Annotated in this window: 22 protein-coding genes and 1 pseudogene; 13 read left to right on the top strand and 10 right to left on the bottom strand. The window is 38.5% G+C overall.

The features are described from left to right. From R0J88_RS15015 to R0J88_RS15000, 4 genes are read right to left on the bottom strand one after another with little or no spacing between them, the layout of a single operon-like run. Complete coding sequence (locus R0J88_RS15015; RefSeq protein WP_008126515.1) at window positions 1-462, bottom strand: response regulator; 462 nt, start codon at window positions 460-462, stop codon at window positions 1-3. Then, complete coding sequence (locus R0J88_RS15010) at window positions 463-1,947, bottom strand: sensor histidine kinase (RefSeq protein ID WP_410900322.1); 1,485 nt, start codon at window positions 1,945-1,947, stop codon at window positions 463-465. It abuts the gene before it with no gap. A 34-nt stretch (window positions 1,948-1,981) separates the two neighbouring features. Further along, on the bottom strand, window positions 1,982-2,191 hold the full coding sequence (locus R0J88_RS15005; RefSeq protein ID WP_008126509.1) for a hypothetical protein: 210 nt from the start codon (window positions 2,189-2,191) through the stop codon (window positions 1,982-1,984). A gap of 13 nt (window positions 2,192-2,204) precedes the next feature. Beyond that, on the bottom strand, window positions 2,205-3,548 hold the full coding sequence (locus R0J88_RS15000; protein WP_006793674.1) for a sigma-54-dependent transcriptional regulator: 1,344 nt from the start codon (window positions 3,546-3,548) through the stop codon (window positions 2,205-2,207). A gap of 222 nt (window positions 3,549-3,770) precedes the next feature. Here R0J88_RS15000 and R0J88_RS14995 point away from each other — a divergent pair, with 222 nt between their 5' ends. The 9 genes and pseudogenes from R0J88_RS14995 to R0J88_RS14955 all read left to right on the top strand — a co-directional run. Beyond that, a complete protein-coding gene (locus R0J88_RS14995) occupies window positions 3,771-4,286 on the top strand; it encodes an NUDIX hydrolase (RefSeq protein ID WP_410900305.1) in 516 nt (171 codons plus the stop codon). A gap of 215 nt (window positions 4,287-4,501) precedes the next feature. Continuing rightward, window positions 4,502-5,881 carry an NAD-dependent succinate-semialdehyde dehydrogenase gene (locus tag R0J88_RS14990; protein ID WP_410900304.1) on the top strand — a complete coding sequence of 460 codons (1,380 nt, stop codon included), beginning with the start codon at window positions 4,502-4,504 and terminating at the stop codon, window positions 5,879-5,881. Window positions 5,882-6,159: 278 nt separating this feature from the next. Further along, the gene (locus R0J88_RS14985) at window positions 6,160-6,348 is read left to right on the top strand and encodes a hypothetical protein (protein ID WP_006793677.1); all 189 of its coding nucleotides are present in this window, start codon (window positions 6,160-6,162) and stop codon (window positions 6,346-6,348) included. A gap of 718 nt (window positions 6,349-7,066) precedes the next feature. Continuing rightward, entirely contained in the window at window positions 7,067-7,315 is a 249-nt protein-coding gene (locus tag R0J88_RS14980) for a hypothetical protein (RefSeq protein ID WP_410900302.1), read from the top strand. Window positions 7,316-7,382: 67 nt separating this feature from the next. Then, a complete protein-coding gene (locus R0J88_RS14975; protein ID WP_006793680.1) occupies window positions 7,383-7,568 on the top strand; it encodes a hypothetical protein in 186 nt (61 codons plus the stop codon). 138 nt (window positions 7,569-7,706) lie between these two features. After that, window positions 7,707-7,898, top strand: a complete 192-nt coding sequence (locus R0J88_RS14970; protein WP_410900301.1) for a hypothetical protein — start codon at window positions 7,707-7,709, stop codon at window positions 7,896-7,898. 187 nt (window positions 7,899-8,085) lie between these two features. Continuing rightward, window positions 8,086-8,322 (top strand): hypothetical protein, encoded by a 237-nt coding sequence (locus R0J88_RS14965; RefSeq protein WP_410900300.1) that lies wholly within the window; start codon window positions 8,086-8,088, stop codon window positions 8,320-8,322. Between the two features lie 128 nt (window positions 8,323-8,450). Then, entirely contained in the window at window positions 8,451-8,741 is a 291-nt protein-coding gene (locus tag R0J88_RS14960; RefSeq protein WP_243531551.1) for a hypothetical protein, read from the top strand. A gap of 81 nt (window positions 8,742-8,822) precedes the next feature. Beyond that, window positions 8,823-8,981: pseudogene (locus R0J88_RS14955) on the top strand (IS3 family transposase); the annotation flags it as partial. A 27-nt stretch (window positions 8,982-9,008) separates the two neighbouring features. On the opposite strand, the gene R0J88_RS14950 reads toward R0J88_RS14955, so the two are convergent. From R0J88_RS14950 to R0J88_RS14940, 3 genes are all read right to left on the bottom strand, one after another. Next, entirely contained in the window at window positions 9,009-10,085 is a 1,077-nt protein-coding gene (locus tag R0J88_RS14950; RefSeq protein WP_410900299.1) for an endonuclease/exonuclease/phosphatase family protein, read from the bottom strand. Between the two features lie 23 nt (window positions 10,086-10,108). Continuing rightward, window positions 10,109-10,474 (bottom strand): hypothetical protein, encoded by a 366-nt coding sequence (locus R0J88_RS14945; RefSeq protein WP_008126494.1) that lies wholly within the window; start codon window positions 10,472-10,474, stop codon window positions 10,109-10,111. Between the two features lie 81 nt (window positions 10,475-10,555). Then, the gene (locus R0J88_RS14940; RefSeq protein ID WP_006793686.1) at window positions 10,556-10,804 is read right to left on the bottom strand and encodes a TIGR03643 family protein; all 249 of its coding nucleotides are present in this window, start codon (window positions 10,802-10,804) and stop codon (window positions 10,556-10,558) included. Between the two features lie 119 nt (window positions 10,805-10,923). Between R0J88_RS14940 and R0J88_RS14935 the strand changes: the two genes are divergently transcribed. Next, window positions 10,924-11,607, top strand: a complete 684-nt coding sequence (locus R0J88_RS14935; RefSeq protein ID WP_410900298.1) for a substrate-binding periplasmic protein — start codon at window positions 10,924-10,926, stop codon at window positions 11,605-11,607. Between the two features lie 98 nt (window positions 11,608-11,705). Further along, window positions 11,706-13,766 carry a TonB-dependent receptor gene (locus R0J88_RS14930; protein ID WP_410900297.1) on the top strand — a complete coding sequence of 687 codons (2,061 nt, stop codon included), beginning with the start codon at window positions 11,706-11,708 and terminating at the stop codon, window positions 13,764-13,766. A gap of 84 nt (window positions 13,767-13,850) precedes the next feature. Here R0J88_RS14930 and R0J88_RS14925 read toward each other — a convergent pair whose 3' ends face one another. The 3 genes from R0J88_RS14925 to R0J88_RS14915 form a co-directional block, all read right to left on the bottom strand. Then, complete coding sequence (locus R0J88_RS14925) at window positions 13,851-14,264, bottom strand: GFA family protein (RefSeq protein ID WP_010557825.1); 414 nt, start codon at window positions 14,262-14,264, stop codon at window positions 13,851-13,853. A gap of 108 nt (window positions 14,265-14,372) precedes the next feature. After that, entirely contained in the window at window positions 14,373-15,662 is a 1,290-nt protein-coding gene (locus R0J88_RS14920) for a M20 family metallopeptidase (protein WP_410900296.1), read from the bottom strand. Between the two features lie 227 nt (window positions 15,663-15,889). Further along, the gene (locus tag R0J88_RS14915) at window positions 15,890-16,891 is read right to left on the bottom strand and encodes a fatty acid desaturase (protein ID WP_410900295.1); all 1,002 of its coding nucleotides are present in this window, start codon (window positions 16,889-16,891) and stop codon (window positions 15,890-15,892) included. Window positions 16,892-17,159: 268 nt separating this feature from the next. On the opposite strand from R0J88_RS14915, the gene R0J88_RS14910 reads away from it, so the two are divergent. Next, window positions 17,160-18,290 (top strand): FIST signal transduction protein, encoded by a 1,131-nt coding sequence (locus tag R0J88_RS14910; protein WP_410900294.1) that lies wholly within the window; start codon window positions 17,160-17,162, stop codon window positions 18,288-18,290. Window positions 18,291-18,302: 12 nt separating this feature from the next. After that, entirely contained in the window at window positions 18,303-20,195 is a 1,893-nt protein-coding gene (locus R0J88_RS14905) for an EAL domain-containing protein (RefSeq protein WP_410900293.1), read from the top strand. Window positions 20,196-20,425 lie beyond the last annotated feature (230 nt).

Below are 20,425 nucleotides of genomic sequence, written 5' to 3'. Positions count from 1 at the left end.
TTAATCGTTAAACGTACTTGGCAACTCTACAAACTCAACCCAATATTTCCCAAGGGTTTTCATCAAATCAACTAAGCCATCAAAAGTAACAGGCTTAGTAATGTATGAAGCTGCACCTAAGTTATACCCTTTAACCATATCTTCTTCTTGTTTCGATGTGGTTAAAATAACAACTGGAATCCCTTTTAAATTTGGATTTGCTTTAATCGCCTCTAACGCCTCGCGGCCATCCATTCTTGGCATGTTTAAATCAAGTAAAATTAGCCCAGGACGCGGCGATACTTCTTTATCAGCAAACTTTCCTTTGCGCTCCAAATACTCAAGTAACTCAACACCATCTTCTACAAAGTGCAGCTCGTTAAGTACTCGGCTTTCAGCAAGTGCATCTTGCGTTAATAAACGATCATCTTCGTCGTCGTCAGCCATTAAAATAGTAATTGGTTTAACTTTTGTGTAGGGCATTTAAGCCTCTCCTTGCAAAGTGAAAAGCGCAGCTTCCACTGGTAGTTTTATAATGAAGGTTGCACCTTCACCGTCTTTACTTTGAGCTGTAATAGTACCGCCATGGCGCTCTACAATCCGTCTGCACACAGAAAGACCAATACCTGTCCCTTTATATTGTGAGCGACCATGCAAACGCTGAAACGGTACAAATATTTTATCAGCATAGTCTTGAGAGAACCCTATGCCATTATCCTTTATGGTAATTACTTGAAAGCTTAATTCCGCATTGTGATCTTCATTAAAAATAGCCTCATGTTCGTAACTAATTTTTATATGCGGGCTCACATCTTGGCGTCTAAACTTAACCGCATTCGAGAGTAAGTTTAAAAAAAGTTGCTGCATTTGGCTTTTATCTGCTTGAATAACAGGCAACTCTGCCACTTCAATTTGTGCATCTGACTCTTTTATTGCAATCTCTAAGTCGCTAAGAATATCGTCAACTACTTCATTTAAGTTAGTATCATCAAAGTCTTTACCACGCGTAGTAACACGCGAAAACTCTAACAAGTCGTTAATTAAGTTCGACATTCGCTGTGCGGCGTTTTTCATACGGCCAATATAATCTAAGCCTTTTTCGCCTAAATCATCTTTGAACATGGTTTCTAACCGGTCACTAAATGCTTGAATTTTACGCAGAGGTTCCTGCAAATCATGGCTCGCCACAAAAGCAAACTCTTCCAACTCCCGGTTACTTCTGCTTAACTCGTCTGAATACAAGGTTAGCTCTTGCGTGCGTTCAGATACTTTACTAGCCAATGTTTCGTTTTGTTTCTCAAGATCAAACCGATATTGAGCGGCATTTCTGAGGTTTAAGCGTGTCATTACAAACATGCCTATAATCAGTATTGCACTAGTAATAGCGGTAATCGCAAACGTAATTTTGGCCTCGTTTTTGATTTGAGCAAGCTTTGAAAAATGGCTCACTTTAAACAGTAATTCACGGTCTTGAATATCATTTACGCGTTCACGAATTTGCTTGTAAAGCTCTCGGCCGTTATGGGTATTTAAAATAGCTAAAGCACGGCGCTCTTTATCATCAAGCGCTAAGTTAACTGTTTTTTTAAGCTCTTTAATTTTGCTTTCTGTCAGAACAAGTAGCTGTGCTATCCGCTCTGATTGGCCATCAATTTCCGAATGCAGTGATTTAACATGGTCTGTTTGTGCTTCTAACTGGCCAATTGCATCGAAGTAAGGTGTAAGGTAATCATCTTCTTCCGTTAATAAATAGCCACGCTGCCCAGACTCGGCCTGTACAATAGATAAATGCAATTGCTCTATTGCCGAACTTAGCATGCTAGTGTTGTCTAAGCTTTTTTGTGTTTGGGTTAACCCTTGAATTGTATTTAATGCCAAAAATGCATTACCCACAATAATAGATAACACCACAACTATAAAAGCTGCCCACGTAACATTCGCTTTACCTTGTTGTTTTTGCATGCTTATTTAGTTTCCTGTTTGCGCATAAAACACGCTTTCATCATTGTGAATCAACAATTTTTTGTAAGCTTTCACTGCATTGTTGGCAATTGCTAATAATTTTATTTAGTGCCTCGAGTGCCTTTTCTTTTGGCATATCGTTTTCAAGTACTAACTTAATTAGTTCAGCATTCATTGAAATACGATTTAAAGGGGCTCTTGCATCATGAACTAATTTATTAAGCGGCTCCGATTGATTGTTCTGCGTCATGTTACCTCTCAACTTATTTATACTCGCCAATACCACCGTAAGCATTAAGGCGGTTATAAAGTGTTTTAGTGCTAATTCCTAGCATTTGTGCGGCAAGTGTTTTATTCCCTTGTACCTTGTCGAGCGTTGCATGAATGAGCTCTTTTTCAACTTCTTCTATGGTTTGTCCAGCCGACACTGCGTTATCAGCACTTTGATTATTTACACGTGAAAATGGCGACTCTAGATTATCTGGCAGTGTCACTTCGCCTGATTTCGGGTCACTCATGATAAAGGCACGGTGAATAGCATGGCGAATTTCACGCACATTGCCCGGCCACTCATAACTTTGCAGCTCTTTAAGCTGTGCAGCAGTCCAACTAAATGCGGTGCCATTCTCATCGTTTAGCTGATCTAAAAATGCTTTTGCTAACAATGGAATATCGTCTTTTCGATCTCTTAAAGGCGGAATATCAATAGGAAACACTGCGAGTCTAAAGTAAATATCTTCACGAATAACGTTGTTTTGAGCCAAGTCTTCTAACGTTCGGTTAGTTGCAGAGATTACTCGACAATTGGTTGGAATTTCTTTATTGCCCCCTACACGCGTTACTTTTTTAGTCTCAAGAACTCGTAATAAATTAGGCTGCATATCAATTGGCATTTCGGTTACTTCATCTAAAAACAAAGTACCGTCGTTTGATTGCTCAAATACCCCTTCTTTACGCGCAATTGCACCTGTAAATGCGCCTTTTTCATGGCCAAATAATTCACTACCAATCAGCTCTTTCGAAAGTGCACCACAGTTACTAGCCACTAATGGGCCTTCGCACTGGCTTGCATTGTGTATTGCCTGAGCCACAACTTCTTTACCTGCGCCACTTTCGCCCATTAACATGACATTGGCATTTGTTTTGGCTACTCGCTCAATCATATTGTACAGTTTGTGCATTGGCTCTGACTCGCCAATTAAGCTGCCAAAATGACGCGTAATACCACTGGTTTTTGCCTTTTTAACGGCTACTTTTTTAGGGCCATTTAAAACAAGCTCTAAATCTTCGCGTTGAAGGGGTTTTAGAAGGTGCCCAATATTAGGCTCACACATATCAGCCAATATTCCCTTCACTGAAGGGTGGCCCGATATGAGTGTAATTTTTGGAGACTGGCCAATTATTTTTAAATGGTCAAGCAAATGAAGTCCGCTTCCATCAGGTAACATGAAATCAAGTAACACATGATCAAAGGTATTATTTTCAAACCATTGGTGTGCTTCTTTTAAACTGGTTGCGGTGCTTATATTGTGGCCGAGGAATTCGACTATGTGGCAAACAACGTCACTAAATTCAACGTCATCATCTACTAAAAGTATGTTTAACATGATAAATCCCTGTTCTTTTTTTTTATTCTACGCACCCTAAGAACTAATTTAAAGGTGCGTATTGAGCTAATCTTTTAAAATAACTTAAATGATTTATTGTCCTATTATATCAACCCTCTATTTACGTAAGCTGAAAGCATAACGATCACAATAAAAACAATTTTTATTTGCAAGTAACACTTATACAGCTGATATACTCGTATGTTAATAAAAGGAGATGAAATGCAGCAATTAAAAACCTTAATCCACTCTGGTATTAATATAATCCAAGGCACTCATTTCACACGTATTACCGCTCGTGCCATTGTAATAAAAAACAATAAAATATTACTTATGTACACAAATCGTTATGAAGATTATAGCCTACCTGGCGGTGGTGTAGATGAAGGCGAAAGCATTGAACAAGGCTTAATTCGCGAGTTGAGCGAAGAAACCGGCGCTAAAAATATTACTGTGGTTAAAGATTTTGGTCTCTACGAAGAGTATCGCCCTTGGTATAAAAACGACTTTGATATTATTCATATTAAATCGTATTGCTTCGTGTGTAATATTGCCGATGAATTTGGCAAAGCGAAATTAGAGCACTACGAACAGCAAAATGGCATGACCGCAAAGTGGGTTGATATAAACGATGCAATTGCACATAACGAACGCACATTAGCTAATAGTGAAAAACAAGGCCTTTCTATTTTACGAGAAACCTACCTGCTCAAACAAATTGCACAAATACTATTTTAAAGCCAAGTATAATTTATTAATCAGTTTGTAAATTTTGCACTGACCAGTACTTTTTACTTTATCTAATTTACAAAATTATAAATTAAAAAAGTAAAACAAGACTTTAAAAATAAAATAGCCAATAACAATCAACAAGTTAAAACAAAACCATTCCTGCGATTATATTGGCCTTTGATTTGCACCTATCTGCTTACATAAATTGTAAGGAGATAGGAATGAGCAATACAGTTAAAACGATTAATCCGGCAACTGAGCAAACCATCGATACCTACACGCTACTTTCTCAACATGAGGCTGAGCAAGTAATCGAAAAATCTCACGAAACATATTTAAAGTGGCGTTTAACGTCATTTAGCGAACGCGCAAAACATTTAAATGCCCTCGCAACACTTTTTGAGGAACAAAAAGAAGCCATTGCTAAATTAATGACCGAAGAAATGGGTAAAGTTTACGAGCAAGGCTTTCAAGAAGTTGAACTATGTGCCGGAATTTGTCGTTATACAGCTGAAAACGGCCCACAAGTTTTAGCGGACGAAGAACGAGACATGGACGGTGGCCGCGCCATTATTAGTTACCAACCTACGGGCGTTTTATTAGGCATTCAACCTTGGAACTTCCCGCTTTATCAAGTTATTCGCTACAGCGTAGCTAACATTATGGCCGGTAACACGACCGTGCTTAAGCACGCAGGTAACGTTTTTGGCATGGCTGAAAAAATCGAAGCCCTATTTAAACAAGCCGGTTTCCCGGAGCATTGCTTTAGCAATTTACTTATTGATGGTAAAACAGCAAGCAGCCTAATTGCCCACAAAGCAATTAGCGGTGTAACCTTTACAGGCAGTGATGGTACGGGTAAAAAAGTAGCCGAAGAAGCCGGTAAACACGTTAAAAAAACAGTACTGGAGCTTGGCAGTAACGATGCTTACTTAGTACTGGATGATGCCGATTTAGAACTTGCCGTTAAAACCTGTGTAACAGGACGTATGATCAACAATGGTGAAACCTGTGTATCAGCAAAACGTTTTGTTGTAGTTGAGTCACTTTACGATGACTTTAAAGCACAAATTAAAGAACAATTTGAAGCCCTTAAAATGGGTGACCCCATGGCCGATGACACAGACCTTGGCCCAATGGCACGTGAAGATTTACGCGACGGTATTCATGACCAAGTCATGCAATCGGTTAAAGCAGGTGCAAATATTGTAACGGGTGGTGAAATTCCATCGCAAATGGGTTACTACTACCCGCCTACAATTCTCGATAACTTATCGCCGGGCATGCCTGCATACGACGACGAATTATTTGGCCCTGTCGCTTCACTTATTAAAGCAAAAGACAACGACGATGCTATGCGCATTGCCAACGACTCTCGCTATGGTTTAGGCGGGGGTATTTTTTCAAAAGATGAGAAAAAAGCCATCGAACTGGCTAAAAAGCACTTTGACACCGGTATGATCAACATTAACGGTTACGGCCTTGCACAGCCTAATCTACCGTTTGGTGGTGTTAAAGAAAGTGGCTACGGCCGAGAGCACGGTGGCTTTGGTATGCGCGAATTTGTGAATATTAAAAGTATTATGATTGCCAACGCATAATACAACGCAACATACCTGTTATTGAATAAAATAGCAGCAATAAATATTAAGCCTAAAAGCGAACTGCCGCTTTTAGGCTTTTTTATGCTTAACAAATAAAAGCTCGCTAAGCGCTAATAATCAAAAATAGTTTAGCAAACATACACTGTTACAAATTTAGGGTTTTAAGCCAGCTTAATGGCTGCTAACTTATTTACTACTTATTAAATATTTCATAAAAAGCTGAGTGCCTTAATAGCAAAAGTCTCAATTAAGTAGAGCAGCATAAAGGATTAAACATGAATAAAACGATAAAAAAATTAGTCGTTATTGCAGCGGTTGCATTATCAGCAGGCGCTTTAGCACAAACCTACAATGCATATAACCACAAAAAAATGGCTGCCATTGAATGCGGTGGTGAACAAAACATAAAAAGCGTTACAAGTAAAAAGTTTGAATGCATTGAGCAAGCTAGAAAAACACTATAAATGCGACAAAATCAGAGCTTAAAAATAAGATAAAAACCAGAGGGTTGGCCTAAAAGGCAACGATGAATTCACAATGCAAAGCAACCTTTACCAAGGTGAGCGCTAGTTTAGGAATAATAAGAGGAAACTTTCTTTTTTTCTACATGCTTAAATAACCTACATTAAGCATAATATTTATAGCTGGCAATAAGTTACACTATTTGCTAATAGTAAAAACTCATGAATTAGGACCTTTTTAAGCAAATATAGGGAAAGTGTCCTTTGATTAAATTGTTAGCTTTACAAGGAGGTATTTTGAGTCACGGAAATTGTCCAAAGTGTAACCATGAAATTGAGCCGTTTGGCTTATCTTTTAGTCGTTTTCCATTTTACTTCAACTGCTCTAGTTGCAAAGTACGTTTAAAACTTGTCTCGTCTAAAGTTTTTTGGTCGACAGTTGGTTTATATTCATTGGCTATGATCTTATTTATAGTTTATGTACCTTTGGCAAGACAGTATGGACTAAGTGTTATAATAAGTATTTTAGGGTGGTTTATTACTTATTATAAAATGTCAGGCTACTGGCTTAAAGCTAATAACTTGAAAGTAAATGAGTAATGCAAAGCTAACAAGTCAATAAATTAAGATTCACCAAGGCTGTCATGCCTTTGCTGAGCAAATCGCCCGCCAGCACATGGTTCACTTATTATTGAGGCGTTTATGTTTAGAAGGAGGTTTTATGGAAGCACCATGGAACGGTGAAAAAGTTATTTTGTTTATTAGAATTTTGGCAATAATATTTATTATTTGTGGGCTTATTGCTTTTTGTAGCTTGTTATTTGCACTTTTTGAACGCGGTAATGTCAATTTTGATAACCTAAGTTTTAGGGATGTATTCGGTATATTATCAGTTCCTTATTGCTTCCTATTGTTTTTAAAAGTTGCGGTAACAGGTCATGCACCCAAATCATGGATTCCATGGAAGTAGTGTAAACATAAAACGGCGTTATGTGTTTAGGATTATTCACAGTAAATTCACGGATTAGGAGTCCAAAATGAAATTTAATAATAAACTCAATCGATCACAACTTGGTGCTTTAACCTTATGTTTAGGTACTTCACTTGGTATGTCTATTTTTGTTGGCAGTTCCTCGCCATTCATAGGGTTAATGCTTGGTACAATTACCATCGGTGTTTATGTCATGATTGTCACTGGAAAGTGGAGTGCAAAAAACACATAACGAGCAAATTAACAGGACAAAAAACAGTTGGTTTTGCTCCTGCGTCGCTATTTTAACCAACTATTTTTTGCCCGTTATTTGGGCGTTAACTTCATCGGCCTATACGTGAATTGTTCAATCTAAAAAAAGGAATTAGTAATGAAAAAAGTTATATATGGGGCTGCGGCTATTTTATTGCCTACAATCTGTGGTGTTTTAGTTGCTGGAATTGTAAGTGAAAAAAATGGTTTTATAGAAAGCTTTCAAGCATACGGTTTTATTTGTCTACCAATTGCAGCTATAACCTATTTTGCAGGTTTACGTGCAAATAAAAATAAAGTTAATAACTAAAGATAAAGTTAACAATAATTTAAAGCGGGACTGTGCTGCTAGCAGTTTGCTCGGTTTCGCTTCGCTACACAATATAAGCAAACAATTATTAGCCCCTTAAATGGGCATTATATTTACAAGGAGGTTTAATGTTTTATTTTAATTTATATGATGAAAAAAGATAAAAAGGTCTCAAGCAAAGTGAAAAATGGAGATCGTAAATAGCGCAGTTAAACAATTCAGAGAAGACAAACCTATAAATATTTCTCGCCGATTGCTAATTATGTTTCTTTGGTGCGGAATACCAGCTTTAGTCTTCTTAATACTTTTTAATTTTGGTTTCGCTATTGGCTGGTTTGCTCTTTCCATACTCATTCTTGGGATAAAGACCGCTAATGATGAAAGTGCTGAAATCGAACCTTACTTAGATAAAGTATTAAAGTGACATAAATATAACAAGTCACTGAAGAAAGACTCGTCACGGCTTGATCGAGTTCCTTCGTAACATAAGTTTAGCAAGCCTAGACCGCTTCTTGATCAAGCGTTATATTTTTAAACGAATTGGAGCATTAAATGAATTCAGAAGTTAAAATCGATATATTATTTGCTGGGCTATTATTGATTCCAGTATTGATCCTTGCAATTCCTTATATTAAAAATAAGCTAGTGATCCTTTCTCGCGGTAAAGCTTTTTCAATTATCTCATTACCAATATCAGCATATTTAATTTATGACATATCAATTGAAAGCAATGTTTTCGGCTTAGTCGGTTTGTGTGTGGCGTATATCGCTTTCTTTTCTACTTATGCCGCTTCAATATCACTATTGGCTGTTTCAACCAAAAAAGAAGACTTGGCGCAATAAAAATATAACAATGCACTCAAAAGGGTAATTACTCCTCACCCGTTTTAGTAGACACCTCCTCATTACTTTGAGGAGGCTAAAATGCCTAGATATACCCAATCTAGATAGACATCGTTTTACCCCGTTAATTTCAAAATCAAAGCAGTCGAACTAAGCTTATGAGACGATGTCATGTCAAAGGACGTTGCCGAGGCGCTAGATATTTATACGTTAATGCTTAGTCGTTGGCGCTTCGCTTATCCGACCTACACAACCTAATAACAATTACTATTTTTCAAACTTGGGGACTTTTCGCTTATCGGCTTTGCTCATGGTAAGTTCTGCTACTTCTTCTTGCTTTAACTCGTCGGGTTTGTCCTCTAATGACTGCTGACTAGCATTTTCATAAGAAAGCTCGGTAAGCAGCGCAAAGTGGTCTGAGCCATATTTGGCTAAGCGCTCAATACGCTTAACCTTAAAACCCTGGCTATGAAAAAGGTGGTCGAGCGGCCAGCGCATAAAAAAGTAACCAGCGTGGAATGTGTTATAAAAGCCGCGACCTTTACGGGGATCTAAAAAGCCACTTATTTGCATAAATAATCGCGTACTGCGCGACCATGCTACATCGTTTAAATCACCCGCTACGATTGTTGGACGAGTTGGGTTTTTAACTGCTTTGGCAACCATTATTAGTTCTGAGTCGCGTGGGCGCGATGAATCTTCTTCAGTTGGGCTTGGTGGTGCAGGGTGAATAAAGTGCCCTTGCATTTCAAGGCCTTCGTCGTTTTCAAATAAAATATGAAATGAAGGAATATCATCTTCAATGAGTTCACATATTTGCGCATCGAGTAATTTAAATTTGCTGTATAAATGCATGCCATAGCGATTGTCTTTAGGGCATTCAATATAATGAGGGTAGTTTTTTTTAAGGACCGATAGCTTTTCTTCCCACCAGCTATCGCTTTCAAGTGTAATAAGTAAGTCAGGTTTATGCTGATTCACCAACGCTATTAGTTGCTCACTATTGTGGTTTGACATTAGCACATTAGCCGACATTATTCTTATGCTGTGCCCGCTGTTTTTGCTCGCGCTTTGTACTTCTTTTTTTGCAAGCCAAGTATAAGGAAAGATCCACTTACCTTGTAAAACCATAATAATTACAGATGCGAGCGTAATATAAATATAGTGCGTATCACTATTTAGCCATAACAAAAATAGTGAACTAGCAAATATAAAACCAGCAATATATAACACTTGTAAGCGAACAAAATCGCAACTTCTAACCAAGTAGTGCTGGCTGTATGACATGGGTAGTAAAGTTACCAGTAAAAAAAAGCCAGTAGTTACAGCCAACAATGTAAGCATTACTTAAATCCCTTTAAATTAATTTAGCGACTCAAAATTGATAAGATTTCTCGTGTATCGTGTACTAAGTGGATAATTTTACGGTCGATTTCAATACTTACAGTACCATTATTTCTCGAACGTTCAACAACCCTACCACGTTTGTATATATCCACCTCTAAAATATCACCAGTATGGTAACGCTTATTTTTACCTGGCGGAGTCCACCCTGCACGAAGTAACTGCTTTTTCTCTTTTTTAGAAAGAGAGTTATGATCATGATGCTTGTGTTTTTTATGGCCAACCTTTTTACCTTGGTGCTGGCCATGATTGTCTTTGTTTGGGTTAGCTTGTGCCCCAACAGATGACAGCGCAAGTGTGATGAGTGTGATATAAATAGCTGCTTTCATAAGTATCTCCAGTGCTAAAAGTCATCTAAGACTAACAAGCTAGGATGAACATCAAATGAAATAGCGCTTAAATTTACGGTGTTAACGGTGTTTGTACTGAGTTTTACAATGACTGCGCATAATAGCGGGATCGCGTAACTTTAAGTGCTTAGTTTTACGCCCTGCGTGGCGCTTACGCCACACTTTAAAGCTCCCTTTAGAGATGTGCTCTCGCATAAAAACGACGAGCTGAGGGTATTTTAATCCGTATAGTTGTTCAATGGCTTCGAATGGCGTTCTATCTTCCCACGCCATTTCAATAATGCGTGATTGCTGCTCTGCGTTAAACATGGTGTGTTCCAAAAATTAAATTTATACGCGACTTAAAAACGCGTAGATCATCAATTTCATCACTCACTTTAAAATTAAAAAATAGCTTATATACTTAAAAGAAAATGGATTTGATAGTCATGCGTTTTATTTTATTAATCTTCGCTTTAATGGCGCCATCGTTAGCAGTTGCCGAGTCAGGTAAAACATTACGCTGCGTTACAACTCACTACCCGCCTTATACTATTTTCGACGAGCAAAAAAACACATTTACGGGTTCAGACATTGATCTAATAAATTACTTAAATCAAAGCTTAGGCTTAAACATTAAAGTAATACACTTACCTTGGGCACGCGTAAAAAAAGAAATGACCCTTAAATATTACGACTGTTATTTCTCTTTAGCAACAAACACCCTACGTGAAAAGCATTTAGAGTTTACTCAGCACCCTACACATGTGACCAAATTTGGATTATTTGCTTTAGATAAAAGTACCCTAAATAACAAAGACTTTTCTAGCACTAGAATAGCTATGCTCCGAGGCGTTGCCTTACCTAATGAAATAGCTGATAAATACAATATATTGCCTAAAAATATAATGCATACACTTTCAACGTCAGATTCTTTCAAGTTATTAGAAAAAAAGCGTGTTGATTTTATAATCACTAATTATCAAGCTGGGCTTTGGTTTGCAAAAAGCAGTGTCGGCATTCACGCTCGTCAGTTCCATGAATCCAGCTTACCTGTTTATATTGCATTTAAGCCGGGTGTAGTCGATATAAATTTAATTGATAAGCAAATAAAGCAATATTACGAACAATAATTTACGGTTATACATGCACTTTAACGCAACAAGTTTAAAAGCCTATAAAAACCACATATCATTTAACCAAGCTATTTCCCCAAACGTTTTAGGTATGTATGAAATATTATTGTTTGCCGCTCATTTTGCCGTTTAGCCAAGCTGTTGTTGCTGATCAGAAAAGTACAGACTCAATTGAAGTTATTACCACCACAGCATCAAGGGTAGAAGCACTTTCTAGCTCACTCCCATTGTCTATTTCTACCTTAACCGATGCGCAACTTAAAAGTATTGCACCTACTCATATTGAAGAAGCCCTGCAACGCGTTGCTGGTGCTAATGTGCAACGCGGCAATGGCCAAGAATATTTACCTGCGCTTCGCTCGCCAGTTTTGTCTGGGGCTGGCGCATGTGGTGGTTTGCTAACTTTAGAAGATGGAATAGCACTTCGCGCTGCAGGTTTTTGTAATATTAACGAGCTATTTGAATCGCATAGTGAAATGGCCCAACGTATTGAGGTGTTAAAAGGGCCGGGCTCAGCTTTATATGGCTCAAATGCTGTGCATGGTGTTATTAATGTAATAACACCCGACACAACTCAAGGCGGCGGCTTATTTGGCGTAGATTATGGCTCATATGGCTATGCACGCATTAAATTACGTGCAGGGCAAGACTATGGGAACAGCGGAATTGGCATAAACGCCAGCATTACTGACGATACAGGGTACCGTGATGATGAAAGTGTTAAGCAACAAAAAGTCAATATACGCCATCGTCTAGAGCGCGATAATCTATTGCTCACATCAGGTATAACTTATACACATTTAGATCAGCAAACAGCTGGTTTTATTACTGGGTTTGAAAGCTATAAAAATAAAGATATAGCACAGCAAAACTTCGATCCTGATGCATTTAGAAAGGCAACATCTTTGCGAGCGTGGAGCAATGCAACATGGCAATTAGCCAATAACGATGTACTTTCTACCACTGTGTATATGCGCGATCAAAGTATGGACTTTTTTAAGCACTTTTTACCAGGTACACCGCTTGAAAAAAACAGCCAAACAGGTATTGGGGTTCAATCGCTTTATAAGCACAGTATAAATAACAATGTAACTCTGAACCTAGGCTTAGATGGCGAGTACACCCAAGCCGACTTTTTACAAAGTCAAAACGAGGCAACGCAAGGTTCGGCATTTTTAGTGGCTACCGTGCCACAGGGTAAACATTACGATTACAACGTCAATGCCACACTTTATGCACCATTTGCATCCGTGAATTGGCAATTAAATAAATGGCTATTAACGGCCGGGGTTCGTTACGAGCACATGCAGTACGACTACACAAATAATATGCTTGCGGGCAGAACAAAAGAAGATGGTAGCGAGTGCGGGTTTGGTGGGTGCCGATACAGTCGCCCTGCTAGCACTAAAAATAGCTTTAGTAATGCCTCACCTAAACTTGGAATAAGTTACCAATACAACAGTAATAACACGTTTTATGCTAACTTTTCTCGCGGTTACCGAGCGCCACAAGCTGCTGAGTTATATCAATTACAACGCGAGCAAACCACCGCTAATTTAAACCCAGAAATAGCTAACAACGCTGAGTTTGGTATAAAAGGATTATACAGTGCATTTAATTACGGCTTATCTGTATATGCTATGAGTAAACACAATACTATTTACCGTGATAGCGACTTTTTCACTGTAAATGATGGCAGCTCTCGCCATCGAGGTGTGGAACTTGAACTTAATTATCAATTACCCAATAACGTGTCGGTTAACTTTGCAGGTACACATGCTAAACATAGTTACACTAACAACCAAGTTATTAACGGCCTAAACATAAATGGCAACGACATAGATACCGCACCACGCAACATTGCTAATATTGATATTACATGGCAAGCACGTAACAACACCCAATTTGCACTTCAATGGCATCATGTTGGCCATTACTACACAGACCCTGAGAACTTAAATGAATACGAAGGCCATTCGGTTCTTAGCTTACGCGCCCAGTGGCAAGCAACTAAAAATCTTGAAGTTATGGCTCGTATTATAAATGTGACCAATAAAGCGTATGCAGAGCGAGCTGATTACACTAGTTTTACAGGCGATAGATATTTTCCGGGTAAACCACGCAATGCCATGTTATCGGCATCGTATACTTGGTAAATAAAGCTATTAAAATAAAGCGGCTTATATACGTATAAGTCGCTTTATTTTACTGCAGGAATGAGGTTTAAAGCATTTATAAGACTAATTCTTAGGGGTGCTATCAAATGCATCAACATGATGTAAATCATCAAGCCAAGGCAATGCTGACTTTGTCCAAATTTGTATTGAAGGTTTAAACAAATCGCGCTGATCAATCGAACCTAAACGCAACCCATATATACGATCGATAGGAGACTCATTTGTTGCATAAAGTGACGTACCGCAATTTGCACAAAAACCTTGCGCTCGCTTATTGCCACTTTGCGCTGTTTTTACATACTCTTTCGGTTGTCCTTTTGTAAAATCAACCGAATTAGGATCTGCAATTACAACGGCTCTAAATGGTCCACTCGACATCCGTTGGCAATCACTGCAATGACATACTACTACGTTATTATTTTGTGTGGTGGCCTCATAAGTTATATCGCCACAAAAACAGCTTCCTGTGATTTTCATATAGTAATCCTCTAACATAGGCCTATAGAGCCTTCACACATCTTTACGTACTGCGCTTAAAATACATTGAGTTAGCTTATGACTTTTACTAACTCAATTGTTAGCAGCCTACTTTTTACTATCTAAGTAATCTACAGCGAGCAGGCTTAATGCCTTAGTCCCTACTTTAAACGATGATTCGTCAGCATAAAAATAAGGTGAATGATTACTTGGTACCGTTTTTAAATCTTGGCTACTTGGCGTACCACCTAAAAATACAAAGACACTTGGGATTTCTAATGCATAAAACGAAAAGTCTTCTGCACCTGTAATCTTATTCATTTCCACTACGTTATTTATACCCGCCGCTTTTGCGAGGGTTGGCAGCATTTGCGCAGTAAGCTCAGGGTTATTCACCGTTACTGGGTAACCTTCATGAATATGCACATCGGCAGTTGCTCCCGACGACTTAGCAATATGTGTAGCCGTTGTTTTTATTTTTTCAAAAATCTGTGCTCTATTATTCATATCAAAATTGCGAATTGTACCTACCATTTCAACTTTTTCAGGAATTATATTATTGCGCACTCCACCTGCTATTTTGCCAAACGACACAATTGCGGGCTCTTTGGTTATATTTACTTGGCGGCTCACAATATGATTAACACCCGTTACAATTTGTGCAGCCGCTGCAATAGGGTCAACCCCAGTCCACGGTGCTGAACCATGTGCTTGACGACCATTAACAGTAATTTCAAACCTATCAGAACTGGCCATAGCAGGGCCGCTTCTGTAACCAATTTTGCCGCTGTGTAAGCTCGATGTTATGTGAAGACCAAATGCCACGTCGGGTTTATATTTGGTAAATATCCCCTCTTTGAGCATCAATTCTGCACCGCCTTCCTCGCCAATAGGTGCGCCCTCTTCAGCTGGCTGAAACACAAACATAATATTACCGTGCAGCTCGCTTTTCATATCGGCCAATACTTGTGCTGCGCCCATCAACATGGCTACATGCGTGTCGTGCCCACAGGCATGCATTACACCCACATCTACACCGCGGAAATTTGTGGTTTTGGTTGATTTAAATGGCACATCTGTTTTTTCTGTTACCGGTAGTGCATCCATATCAGCACGTAGCATTACTGTAGGGCCTGGCTTTGCGCCTTTTAAAATTCCCACAACACCGGTGTAAGCAATATCGGTTTGTACTTGCATACCTAACGACTTTAAGTGTTTAGCCACAATGCCTGCGGTACGTGTTTCGCGATTACCAAGCTCAGGGTTTTGGTGAAAGTCACGTCGCCATTCAATTACCTGCTGCTCTACATTTTTAACGTGTTGATCAAGGTTTGCCTGCGCGTTAAATGTACCAAGTGCAGCAAAACCTAATACCACTGAAAGTAGTGATTTTTTCATCCTGTTTTCCTTTATTATTTTAATGAAGCCCAACAACCGATTTAGTATTATAGAAAAGTGCTGTTGAGTTATAGCCTACACCATTTTAAATGCACTATCCTTAAATCGCACAGACGACATAGATTTACTCTGCGATACTAAAACTTAATTTAATTGGTAAATGTAATTAAAAAAAACCAATCGCAAATACGATTGGTTTTAAAAATAAAGCTCAAATTGCTTTTGCATTAATTAGCTTGGGCTTTATAAGCGTTTGCATTTTTAATGCTGTCAAAATCGTTAAAGCGCACGTTGTGTTGTTGCATCACTTTAAGTATTTTTTCACTTAACATTTGGCGCAGATAAAAAGGTTGGTTTGGTACAAAGTGATGGATGGTATGCGTTTTACCAAAATTAAAACAAAACAAGTGAAACGGCATAAATAAACGGCTTGTTAGTACATGAGTTTGCTCTAGCATGTTATTAACGCCGCCATAGTAATGCATGCTTGATGTGACAAAATTAAGCGAGCTTGAACGCACTATATTAGGCACAATTAACACAATCATCATAAATTCAAACACATTTAAAACCTCTAACGCTAGAGCCGGAGTGCTTGCTTCAATGGGTACAAAAAAGTTAACTGTATGGAATATAATTACGCTATACAAAATAATGAAGTATGTTGTTGTTACTGGAAAGCCCGCATTAAATACGCTAAAAAAACTAAACCCTTTAATTTCTTTACTAAAACGTTTGGCATTAATAACTAAACCAAGCAAACCGTCCACAATAACAAGCACACGCATAAATGGGTTTTTAATACCATTGCCCACTAAGCGTTCTTCGAGATCTTGCTTTGTACCTGATGTTTTATGATGATGTAAATGCATTTTGCGTCTATACCACGGGCTAATGGTGTTCGGCCTCATTAACCAAACAGTTAACATCATAAAATTATGAATTATGGGCTGATTACTAAAATACTGCTTATGAATTAGATCGTGTTCAAGTTCATGCGAAATCGAAGCCGCCATCGCTGCTAAAATAATACAAGTCCATGCAGGAATAATGGCAAGGTAATACAAAACACCAACGCCAATTAAAGCACTCAACGAGAGCAATAATATAACAAGTCCAATGGTATTTTGATGAGCAAGCAAAGGGTATTTTTGGCGTAGTACTGCCTCTTCTGCTTTTATGGCTTTAACAATTGCTTGAATATTTTGTTTGGCACTTAGCTGAGTCATATGAACGTTCTTAAAACCGTGTTGTAAACATGATACTTAATTATATTGTACGCTAAAACATTAAAGTTGGATTTCATTGTATTTAAGCAAAAAATCAATTTTTAAATGTGAAGCCACATTACTTATCTAAAAGAGTTAAATACTTAATTTATAAAATGGTAAACACTATAAAAAAGCGTTAATTAAACGTAACAAATGTGGATTTACCTGCATTTACCCTATAATCTATATTATAAATAACATAGTTGTACGGGAAAGCCTTTAAATTATGAACACTTTTCAATCTATTTATAAAGAAGGCGAATGGCAAACGCCGTTACCAATAAATTCTGATGCCGCATTAGTATTTGCTTTTGGTGACAGACATGTCATGGCAACATCGCACATGTTGTCACAATTAAAATCATCTTTCCCTGAGGCTGAAATTGTAGGGTGCTCTACCAGCGGAGAAATTCAAGGTAGTGAAATACACGACGAAAGCATAGCGCTGACCGCCGTCCACTTTGAGAAAAGTCATGTTGTTGCCAAGTCAGATAACATTAGTAACTATGCCGACTCAAGCTCTTTGGGCGCTGCACTTGTAAATCAATTAGATCATAATGGCTTACGTTATGTGTTTGTTGTTTCTGATGGACAGCTTATAAATGGCAGCGAGCTCATTGAGAGTATTACTGGCGCATTACCTAAAAACGTACTTGTGACCGGTGGCTTAGCGGGTGATCAGGCCCGCTTTAAAGAAACCATAGTATGGCACAACGATAACGTAACTAAAGGCTTAGTCGTTGTTGTTGGGTTTTATGGCGAAAAGTTAAATATTAGCCATGGCACCATGGGTGGGTGGAAACCATTTGGCCCTATACGCGAAATTACCAAATCAACTAAAAATACCCTTTACGAAGTAGATCACAGTCCGTCACTGGAGTTGTACAAAACGATGCTGGGTGAATACGCTGACGGCCTGCCAAGTTCTGCTTTATTATTCCCGTTATCTATGCAGGAAGTTGGTGAAGAACAAGCCGTAGTCAGAACCATTTTAAGTATTGATGAAGATAAAAAAAGCATGACCTTTGCGGGTAACCTCCCAGAGGGTGCTAAATGCCAACTAATGCGCGCAAACTACGAAAATCTGATTGATGGAGCACAACAGGCAGGTGAAGCAGCCATACAAATGATGGGCAGCAACCAGCCTAGCCTTGCGCTTTTAGTGAGTTGTGTTGGCCGACGAATAATACTCGACCAATTAATTGAAGAAGAGCTTGAAACAATTGCAGACTTACTTCCCGAAAACTGCACTAGAACCGGCTTTTACTCTTACGGCGAGTTATCGCCTCACGTACCTCTGGGGCCATGTCATTTACATAATCAAACCATGACCCTGACTTTATTAAGTGAAGACTAGGAGGTTTACAAGTTGCATAAACTGTTAGCACGCCAGTTAAAACGTAGTAAGGTGGATGAAAGCTTTGTTCAAGAGTATGCCGATATTATATCGCGGGTATCTGATGCTTATGAACTGAATGAGCGCGAAACCAATATTTTAGAGCGCTCATTATTTATTACGTCTAACGAATTAAACGAACGTAATGATTTACTTAAAAACCAACTTAATGAGCTTTCTGATACACAGCAACAATTAGAACATTCAATTAGCGTGCTTAATGCAACATTTGACGCTATAGGCGAACAAGTTACTGTGCTAGACCTAAAAGGTAACGTTGTGAGTGCCAATATAATGGCCAGAGAGTTCTTCGAGCGCTTTAATTTAAACGCATATAATTACTTTAGCCAAATAGATACAATAATAAAAAAAGGCAACAAAAGCGCCGACATTATCGCGCAATTAAAAGCAAACTCAAAACAGGCCTTGAGTGGCGAGTTTGAATCTATCGACGACAAACATTATAGCTACCGCTCACTTCCTCAGCTTAAAAATGGCCAACTTATTGGTCGTGTATTTTGTATTCGTGATATCAGTGTTGAAAAAGAACATGAAGAAATCATTCATTTTCAAGCCTACCATGACGCCCTAACTGGTTTAGCAAACCGTCAATTATTTATGGACCGTCTGGAGCATTCACTAACCCTTGCAAGACGCGATGATTCGATGACCGCAGTGCTCTTTTTAGACTTAGACAACTTTAAGCGAGTTAACGACACTGAGGGCCACAAAGGCGGCGACGAACTACTGATAAAAATGGTAGAGCGTATTAATCACCGTTTAAGAGAGCAAGACACACTTGCCCGAATAGGTGGTGATGAGTTTGTAATACTTGTTGAGCTTGTTAAGTCTAAAAATAATATTGAAAACTTATGCGAGGCGTTGTTAGAGGCAATAAGTAAAGAATTTATTATAAATGGTCGACCTCAATATGTATCATCAAGCATTGGAATTGCATTGTATCCACAAGATGGTATTACGCCCGACTCCTTGCTTAGTAACGCCGATATGGCGATGTATGATGCCAAAAATAATGGCAAAAATGCCTACCGTTTTTATCATAGGAAATTAGAAGCTCATGCCCGTGAACAAATGGATATTGAGCGCGAACTTCGCAAAGCAATAAACAACCAAGAATTAGAAGTATATCTACAACCTAAAATAGGTTTAGACTGCAATCAGATCTTGGGAGCTGAAGTATTAATGCGCTGGTTTACGGCTAGCGGAGAGTCTGTACCGCCCGATTTATTTATTCCTATTGCTGAATCAACTGGGCTAATAAAAAAAATAGGTGAGTTTGCTATTAGCTCGGCTATATCGCTATTAGAGCAATGGCAACTAGAGGGCATCGCGCCTTTAAAGCTTGCAGTTAACCTATCAATTATTGAATTTCAGGACGAACATTTTATTGATTACATTATTGAAAGTATTTCAAACTCATCAATTAGTGGCGATCAATTAATTATTGAGTTAACTGAATCTATTTTTATGGAAAATAAAGAGAAGATGAGTAAAACCATGCATAAGCTCAAACACTATGGTGTTGCGTTTGCATTAGATGACTTTGGTAAAGGTTACTCGTCGTTTAGTTATTTACAGTTATTGCCTATCGATTACTTAAAAATCGACAAATCGTTCTTACAAAATGTCATTACTGATGAACAAAGCGCTGCCATTGCCAAGTGTATTATCGATATTGGTCATAACTTAGATTTATCTATTATTGCAGAGGGAATAGAGGATCAAGAAACGCTTGATTACGTATCAAAGACTCACTGCGAAATGGCGCAAGGGTTTTTTATGTACCGCCCTATGCCCTCTGATTCATTTACAAAGCTAATACGAAAAAACAGCCACGCAAAGTGATATGACTATTTAGAATATCACCTTGCGTGCCGCTCGAGCCTGTAAGTAAAAGCCCCATTAAAGAGTAATTAATTCGTCCATGAAGCTACATCCATCGTTCATCCATGAACTCACTTCGAATAACTGCGAAACTTCGTTTCGGTTTACTCTCACCCAGCGGCCGGACCTTAACTTATAGCAGCGCACTTGAGTGCCGCTCGAGTCCGTCATCACAAATTTTAGACATAAAA

The sequence above is a fragment of the Pseudoalteromonas sp. SIMBA_162 genome (genome assembly GCF_046535955.1).
Classification (GTDB): Bacteria; Pseudomonadota; Gammaproteobacteria; order Enterobacterales; family Alteromonadaceae; genus Pseudoalteromonas; species Pseudoalteromonas marina.
The sequence above is the reverse complement of the archived record's forward strand: the minus strand, read 5'-3'. Positions and strand labels throughout refer to the sequence as shown.

Coding starts and splice junctions, on each gene's coding strand:
- R0J88_RS14990 (WP_410900304.1), top strand. CDS start 4,502: ATGAGCAATACAGTTAAAACGATTAATCCGGCAACTGAGCAAACCATC.
- R0J88_RS14960 (WP_243531551.1), top strand. CDS start 8,451: ATGAATTCAGAAGTTAAAATCGATATATTATTTGCTGGGCTATTATTG.
- R0J88_RS14935 (WP_410900298.1), top strand. CDS start 10,924: ATGCGTTTTATTTTATTAATCTTCGCTTTAATGGCGCCATCGTTAGCA.
- R0J88_RS14980 (WP_410900302.1), top strand. CDS start 7,067: ATGGAAGCACCATGGAACGGTGAAAAAGTTATTTTGTTTATTAGAATT.
- R0J88_RS14920 (WP_410900296.1), bottom strand. CDS start 15,662: ATGAAAAAATCACTACTTTCAGTGGTATTAGGTTTTGCTGCACTTGGT.
- R0J88_RS15015 (WP_008126515.1), bottom strand. CDS start 462: ATGCCCTACACAAAAGTTAAACCAATTACTATTTTAATGGCTGACGAC.
- R0J88_RS14995 (WP_410900305.1), top strand. CDS start 3,771: ATGCAGCAATTAAAAACCTTAATCCACTCTGGTATTAATATAATCCAA.
- R0J88_RS14975 (WP_006793680.1), top strand. CDS start 7,383: ATGAAATTTAATAATAAACTCAATCGATCACAACTTGGTGCTTTAACC.
- R0J88_RS15000 (WP_006793674.1), bottom strand. CDS start 3,548: ATGTTAAACATACTTTTAGTAGATGATGACGTTGAATTTAGTGACGTT.
- R0J88_RS14945 (WP_008126494.1), bottom strand. CDS start 10,474: ATGAAAGCAGCTATTTATATCACACTCATCACACTTGCGCTGTCATCT.
- R0J88_RS14970 (WP_410900301.1), top strand. CDS start 7,707: ATGAAAAAAGTTATATATGGGGCTGCGGCTATTTTATTGCCTACAATC.
- R0J88_RS14940 (WP_006793686.1), bottom strand. CDS start 10,804: ATGTTTAACGCAGAGCAGCAATCACGCATTATTGAAATGGCGTGGGAA.
- R0J88_RS14915 (WP_410900295.1), bottom strand. CDS start 16,891: ATGACTCAGCTAAGTGCCAAACAAAATATTCAAGCAATTGTTAAAGCC.
- R0J88_RS14985 (WP_006793677.1), top strand. CDS start 6,160: ATGAATAAAACGATAAAAAAATTAGTCGTTATTGCAGCGGTTGCATTA.
- R0J88_RS14925 (WP_010557825.1), bottom strand. CDS start 14,264: ATGAAAATCACAGGAAGCTGTTTTTGTGGCGATATAACTTATGAGGCC.
- R0J88_RS14930 (WP_410900297.1), top strand. CDS start 11,706: ATGAAATATTATTGTTTGCCGCTCATTTTGCCGTTTAGCCAAGCTGTT.
- R0J88_RS14965 (WP_410900300.1), top strand. CDS start 8,086: ATGGAGATCGTAAATAGCGCAGTTAAACAATTCAGAGAAGACAAACCT.
- R0J88_RS15005 (WP_008126509.1), bottom strand. CDS start 2,191: ATGACGCAGAACAATCAATCGGAGCCGCTTAATAAATTAGTTCATGAT.
- R0J88_RS14910 (WP_410900294.1), top strand. CDS start 17,160: ATGAACACTTTTCAATCTATTTATAAAGAAGGCGAATGGCAAACGCCG.
- R0J88_RS14950 (WP_410900299.1), bottom strand. CDS start 10,085: ATGCTTACATTGTTGGCTGTAACTACTGGCTTTTTTTTACTGGTAACT.